The sequence below is a fragment of the Ectopseudomonas toyotomiensis genome, from assembly GCF_900115695.1.
GTDB lineage: Bacteria > Pseudomonadota > Gammaproteobacteria > Pseudomonadales > Pseudomonadaceae > Aquipseudomonas > Aquipseudomonas toyotomiensis.
In genome coordinates, this window is the sequence record NZ_FOXK01000024.1 from 1 (window position 1) to 5,525 (window position 5,525).

Annotated in this window: 6 protein-coding genes and 1 pseudogene; all 7 read right to left on the bottom strand. The window is 65.4% G+C overall.

What is annotated here, in order from left to right; genetic code table 11:
- Positions 1 to 219, bottom strand: a pseudogene (locus BM186_RS25720) (hypothetical protein); the annotation flags it as partial.
- Between the two features lie 48 nt (positions 220 to 267).
- The gene (locus BM186_RS25725; RefSeq protein ID WP_074919251.1) at positions 268 to 1,197 is read right to left on the bottom strand and encodes a phage capsid protein; all 930 of its coding nucleotides are present in this window, start codon (positions 1,195 to 1,197) and stop codon (positions 268 to 270) included.
- A 10-nt stretch (positions 1,198 to 1,207) separates the two neighbouring features.
- Positions 1,208 to 1,588 carry a DUF2190 domain-containing protein gene (locus BM186_RS25730; RefSeq protein WP_074919253.1) on the bottom strand — a complete coding sequence of 127 codons (381 nt, stop codon included), beginning with the start codon at positions 1,586 to 1,588 and terminating at the stop codon, positions 1,208 to 1,210.
- Positions 1,585 to 2,820, bottom strand: a complete 1,236-nt coding sequence (locus BM186_RS25735) for a phage protease (RefSeq protein WP_244157414.1) — start codon at positions 2,818 to 2,820, stop codon at positions 1,585 to 1,587. Before BM186_RS25735 ends, BM186_RS25730 begins: the two co-directional genes overlap by 4 nt.
- Positions 2,821 to 3,067: 247 nt before the next feature.
- Positions 3,068 to 3,637 carry a phage virion morphogenesis protein gene (locus BM186_RS25740; RefSeq protein WP_074919256.1) on the bottom strand — a complete coding sequence of 190 codons (570 nt, stop codon included), beginning with the start codon at positions 3,635 to 3,637 and terminating at the stop codon, positions 3,068 to 3,070.
- Positions 3,637 to 4,851, bottom strand: a complete 1,215-nt coding sequence (locus BM186_RS25745; protein ID WP_074919258.1) for a phage head morphogenesis protein — start codon at positions 4,849 to 4,851, stop codon at positions 3,637 to 3,639. The genes BM186_RS25740 and BM186_RS25745 overlap by 1 nt, the downstream gene beginning before the upstream one ends.
- The coding region (locus BM186_RS25750) for a phage portal protein family protein (RefSeq protein ID WP_139228042.1) at positions 4,851 to 5,525 on the bottom strand (675 nt) is incomplete at its 5' end. The genes BM186_RS25750 and BM186_RS25745, both read right to left, overlap by 1 nt.

Here is a 5,525-nt window from a genome sequence, read left to right on the forward strand (position 1 = left end):
CTCGGTGAGCGGCTTCAGGCCGGTTTCGCCACCGCCGAAGACGATCGGATCTTCGGCCGGCGCCTCCTGCTCGTTGATCAGCCGGTCCGCCTCGGCCTGGGCTTCTTCCTTGCTGCCAATGAACTCACCGACGCGCTCGCCTGCAGCGTTCTTCACGCCATAGCGGCCGCCAGAAATGTGGTAGGCGACGAACGCCAGCACGGCTTGATCTTTCGACATGGTGCACTCCGCAGGCGGCCGGATCGGCCGCCCTTGTCAGGTGGTCGGTCAGTTGGCGACGGCGTTCTCGAAGAAGTAGCCGAGGTCAGGCGCGGTGATCAGCTCCTTGACCGACTCGCCCACCCGCACACGCTCGCCACCGCGAAGGCCGATATCGCCATCGAACTGCGAACCGCAGATGCGGCCACCCCACTGAGCGGTAAAGCCGAAGGTGGTGCCGCTCCGCGCGTCAGCCAGACGATCACGGTAGATGAACGACGCATGCGGCCCCCAGGCACGAACCAGGTTGGCGGCCTGACCAGGGCGAGCGATATTCAGCCGGGCCTCACCGACATAGATCGCTTCCAGCTCCAGCAGGTCGGCCAGGAAGGCCATCGGCACCATGCCTTCATCGCCCACAGTGCCGTTGTACGCCTTGACCACCTTCGGGTGGCGACGCAACCAGGTACTGGTACGCCGGCCCAGCACACCGATGTTCGGACGCATCACCACCCAATCCAGCGCATCGGTGATCACCGGGATCGGGTTGCTGGCAGCGTCACTCCACTGGCTGGAACCGCTCAGCGTGGTCCGGTTGCCGGCGGCATAGCTGGCGTTGCTGAAAACCGCACCGCAACAACGCGCTTCGCGATCCAGCAGGATCAGGTTGCTCACCAGCTCAACCGCACGGCCCAGCGGGTCGTAATTCGCCGCAGCATTCTCGATATCGCCCTGCGGTACCGGAGCATCCAGGCCGTAATCCTCGGTACTGCAGGTTACTTCGGTACCCGAGAACTCGACCTGGTTCGGCGCCGACTTACGCCCCACCAGCGTGGACGGCACGGTGAAACCTTCACGCAGGTCGTACTTCAGGTACTTGAACGCCTGCAAGCCCACCGGCACACGCGGCAGGACGTCATCCGCAATCATGCGGGTATTGCGGTAGGCGATAGCGATCGCCGTCAGCGCCGGAGCAATCGGAAAAGATGCCTTGCTCATATGCTGCTCCTTAAGCGGAAAGGGCCAGGAGACCCGGCACAACGTGAACGGAACCGATATCGCCCAGTACACCGCTCACCTCGGCAAAGCCGATGATGTAGGTGTCAGCGGCGACCGGAAGGGTGGCAGCGATGGCGCGGCCGCTCGAGTCAGCCGTCAACGCGTCACCACGGGCCACCGTGCCGCCATACACAACAGCAGCCAGGCCACCCCGAACGGCATCGACGACCCCACCCGAGGCGCTGTCGATATCGGTGCTAACCCCCAACAGGCGCGCACTACCGCCAGCGGCCTGGATGGCAACACCATCAGCAGCACCATCAGTGAGAATGCGGCGCGCGAGGATCGCGCCACCGGCACGGAATGCGGTCGTAAGTCCAGGAATGTTCATTTCGCCCCCTGGGTGACATGGCTCACCGCCTGGCTGATGCTGATCTCGCGGCCAGCCTGGCGTTGCTCGGTTTGATAGGCCGTTGCCTTGGCGGCAATGGCGTTGGCGTCGTCGACATCGAGGTCACGACCGGTCCAGCGACTCTTCTCACCGAACTCAACCTGCGGCGGCAGGCTGTCCAGAAAGTCGCGCAGGACTTCCTCGCCACCCTTGGTCACCTGCTGGTCGCCCTCGGCGAACTCCAGCGGCGCCGACGGCAGGCTGAGAATCAGCTCGACCATCGGAAGTTTCTGGCGCGGCAGCAGCTTGCCCTGGGCCACCAGGCCCTCGGCGAACTCGGTCGCGTTGGTGCGTTTCTCGTCAGCCTCACGCTTGGCGATCAACGCCTCGCTTTCGGCCACCTTGCGTTCGCGCGCGGCGAGCTGCTCTTCGCGTTCAGCGTCGGACATGGTTGGTTCCTGCTGGGTGGGTTGATCGAGCACGTCGGCATCCGCCGCCGACGTGGCCTTGCCACCCCCTGGAGAGGCGTTGTCGGGCTCGACCGCAGCGGCGGCAGATGCCGCTGCGGCTTCAGCGCCAGCTTCGGTGGGTTGTTCTGAGAATGAGGTGAAGCCGCCGGCGCCCAGCTTGTCGTCGGCGCGGCGGCGAGCGTCTTCTTCGATGCTCTGCAGCTGCCAGTTCGGGATCAGCTGATCGGCACGCTCGGCACCCTCGCGCTCGACGAAGTAGTCGCGCATGCGCCGCAAGATGTCGGTGACACCCGTCAGGGCGTAGGGCGGCTCGGCGAACTCCAGGGCAAGGCCACCATCGTCCTCGGCGAAGTTCAGCTCGGCATCCGGGATGCCTTTGATGGCCGGCGGCATGGCGCCCAGGAAGCCGATATGGCGCAGGTAGTGTTTGCCCGGTACCGGGTTGCCCGGTGAATCCGGCAGGTACACGGACGCCGAGCGCTTCTTGTACATCTTGCGGTTCGCGGCTTCGGCGAACTCCGGCACCACCTGGTGCGGCTCGGCGAACAACATGCCGTCGCGCATTTCCAGGCTCTTGGCCCAGCCATACGCCGGGCCGTTGAGCTTCGGGTGACCAATGACGAGGGGAGCCTCGTGCAGGGCGGGATCGTAGGAGTCCACGATCTCCTGCAGGATGGCTTCGGTAAATTCCACCGGGCGGCCGTCGAGAGCGGTGTGACGACCGGCGGGCAGAATGGGCAGCGTTGCGGTTGGCTTGTTCATACCGCCAGATTGGGGCGGTATCGCGCGGGAATCTTTTCGGCTAGCCGAAAAAGAGAAGCCCCTCGGTTTGGATGCCGAAGGGCCTTTTCTACGAGAACACGGCAAGGGTGTCGGTGGCAATGCCCTCAGGCGTGTTTATAAACGCCCAAAACGCGCTGACAAGGCCGCTGCTCGATGCGCTGAGTACAACGCCAGCAGTAAAACGCCCTCTAGGGCCTCCTGGCGCGTTTCTGGCGGTTTTAGATTTTCACCCGGAAAACTGGCTGATGTACTTCAAAACCCGCTGCAGGATCTGCTCATCGTCTTCGGGTGACGTACCCAGCCATGGCCGTGCCGGCATGTTGATGGTGTACGGACCCACCTTCACGTCCTGGGCGAAGTTGCTCTTGTCCTTGCGCACGAACTGACGACCGATCTCGCCACCCTTGCCCTGGCGGAAGTAGACCGTAGCCGCGCGAGCCTGGCGCTCGATCTTGCCACCGAAATGATGGATGGCCGCATAGGGCCGGTCGCTACCGAACAGCAGGTCATCGCCGTCGGTCTGGTAACGCAGGCCACCACTTAGGCTTACCGCACCGGCACCGAGTACCAGGATCTTGTCTTTGTTCTTACGCTTGCGCTTCAGATAGCCGGGGCTCAGCGCCTGCCAGGCCGCCCCATCGGGTGACTCTTGGGCCCGGAAGCGCCGCTGGTGGATGATCAGCAGCAGCTCACCGATATCACGCTGCAGCGGCGTTGGGTCGGCCAGCGCCGCGCCCATGGCCTGCATCGCGCGTAGCGCATCACCGGCGACGTACTCCAGCGTTACCCCAGCCATCAGAGCGAGCCCTCCAGCAGTTGCAGCGTGCCGGCGGCGATATCGCCAGCCAGATCCGCCGTGTTCACCATCGCCGCGCCCACAACGCTGGGCCCGGTGCTGGCCACCGCCACGCGCACCACCTCACGCTGCGCGCTGCCTCCAGTGCTGGCCACGTACAGCAGCAGCTGCTGCAGCGGGTCTAGCAGCACCGCTGCAGGCCGCGCCAGGATGATCGGCAGGCGGGTCAAGGTCGCACGGGTGACGCTGGCCGCAGCGTCCTGCAGCACGCTGCGGGCGAACGCGGTACCGGCGCGCACCAGCGGGCTCTGCAGCTCGACCAACGCCAAGGCTGCCTCGGTGGCGGCCGGTGCCAGTGAGCCAACCACCAGTTGCCGATCGACCACCGGTCCGGTCGCCCTGGATGCGACATCGAGCAGCTTCGACCAGTCGTCACGTAGCGCCACCGTCACTGCAGGGCGCTGCAGCAGCTGCTCGTTCATCCGCGCCGCCGGTTCGGCCGGCAGCCGGGTGGTCTTCTCCAGGGCGCCTTGCACCTGTTGCTCGAACACACTGCGCCCTGGTGCGTAGCCCCAGCCTGGGTCGATGCCTTCTGGCACCTGCACCACTTGGCCCTTGAACACGATGCCGCGCACGTTGCTGGCCGGCGGCTCGTCCGGGCCACTCTTGCCCAGGTAGCGCTGCAGTTCTTCCAGGCTGTAGGCCGTGACGAAACAGCAGCAGCCCCAGCCGTTCGGCGGGTAATGCAATTGCCACCAGGGGTTGTCCGCATGGATGGCCAGGCCATTCCACAGCAGGTGCAGCTCGCGCGGCGTCTCTACCGCGTCGCTGTGGTTGTAGACCCAGAACGGCCGCTCGGCCTTCACCGCCTGCAGCTGGGCATAGCGGCCGGCTGCGTAACTGGTGCGCAGGTTGGTCTCGTAGATCACCCGCGCACGCCACTCCCGACCGCCATCCGGCTCCCACCCGTAGTTGTCCAGGACGGCGAAGTAGTCCTCGCGAAAGTCCTGCAGGGTGGTGCCATCGCTGATCGCGCGGTTGATGATCGCGTGCAGATCCGCCACCAGGTCAACGCGATGCGCACCGGCACTGACAAAGCTCTGATCATGCGCAGCGCCCTGAACCCGCCAATAGTCGACCACGGGCTGCTTGGCCCGCATGAAGTCGATCTGCTCGCGAAACGACAGGCTCCCGTAGCTGGCGGCGGTGGCCATCAGCTGTTACCTCGGGCCGCCAGCTCGTCCTGGACGTCGTTGCGCCCGGCCAGATGCGCGGCCTCTAGGGCCAGGCCCATCACCGCCGCATACTCGTCCATGCCCAGCTCGGGCGCAGCGGCCAGCAGCTTCTCGCGCAGATCCTCGACGCTGGTGGCGCTTTCGAAGATCTCCTGCAGGCGCGTACCCCAACCACCAACAGCCGCTCGCAGATCCTGCGCCAGGCGCGGCGCCATGGCCGCAGCCGGGTCGCGCGGCGTCTTGCCCTCGGCGAACTCGGCAGCAGGCGACTGGGCCCCATTGGGTGGCGTCTGCTCCTGAAGCTCGATGCCATAGGTCTCCTGCACGTAGCCCAGGGTCGGCTTGTAGCCAGTCATGCGCGAGATCTTCTCATCGCGGCTAGCGCGCGCGTCCATATCCTCGGGCTCCTCGACCACGCGATACACGCGCGGTGGCATCGCATCCGGGAAGTTCCAGGCAGTCAGCCAGCGGGCCGGTCCCATGTTGAAGCTCTCGCACACCAGGTCGGCATCGGCCTTGATCAGATCGAGGCGCACGTCGCCTTGCAGCTCATCGTTGCCCAGTCGCCCCGGCGTGCCCTGGCTGCTGGCAGTCTGGCCCAGCACTACCTTGGCGATCGCTGCGTCCCAGGTGTCATGGTTGGCCTGGTAATC

Bases quoted from the DNA above. Each gene is read 5' to 3' on its own strand.
- BM186_RS25725 (WP_074919251.1), bottom strand. From the start codon at position 1,197: ATGAGCAAGGCATCTTTTCCGATTGCTCCGGCGCTGACGGCGATCGCT.
- BM186_RS25730 (WP_074919253.1), bottom strand. From the start codon at position 1,588: ATGAACATTCCTGGACTTACGACCGCATTCCGTGCCGGTGGCGCGATC.
- BM186_RS25735 (WP_244157414.1), bottom strand. From the start codon at position 2,820: ATGAACAAGCCAACCGCAACGCTGCCCATTCTGCCCGCCGGTCGTCAC.
- BM186_RS25740 (WP_074919256.1), bottom strand. From the start codon at position 3,637: ATGGCTGGGGTAACGCTGGAGTACGTCGCCGGTGATGCGCTACGCGCG.
- BM186_RS25745 (WP_074919258.1), bottom strand. From the start codon at position 4,851: ATGGCCACCGCCGCCAGCTACGGGAGCCTGTCGTTTCGCGAGCAGATC.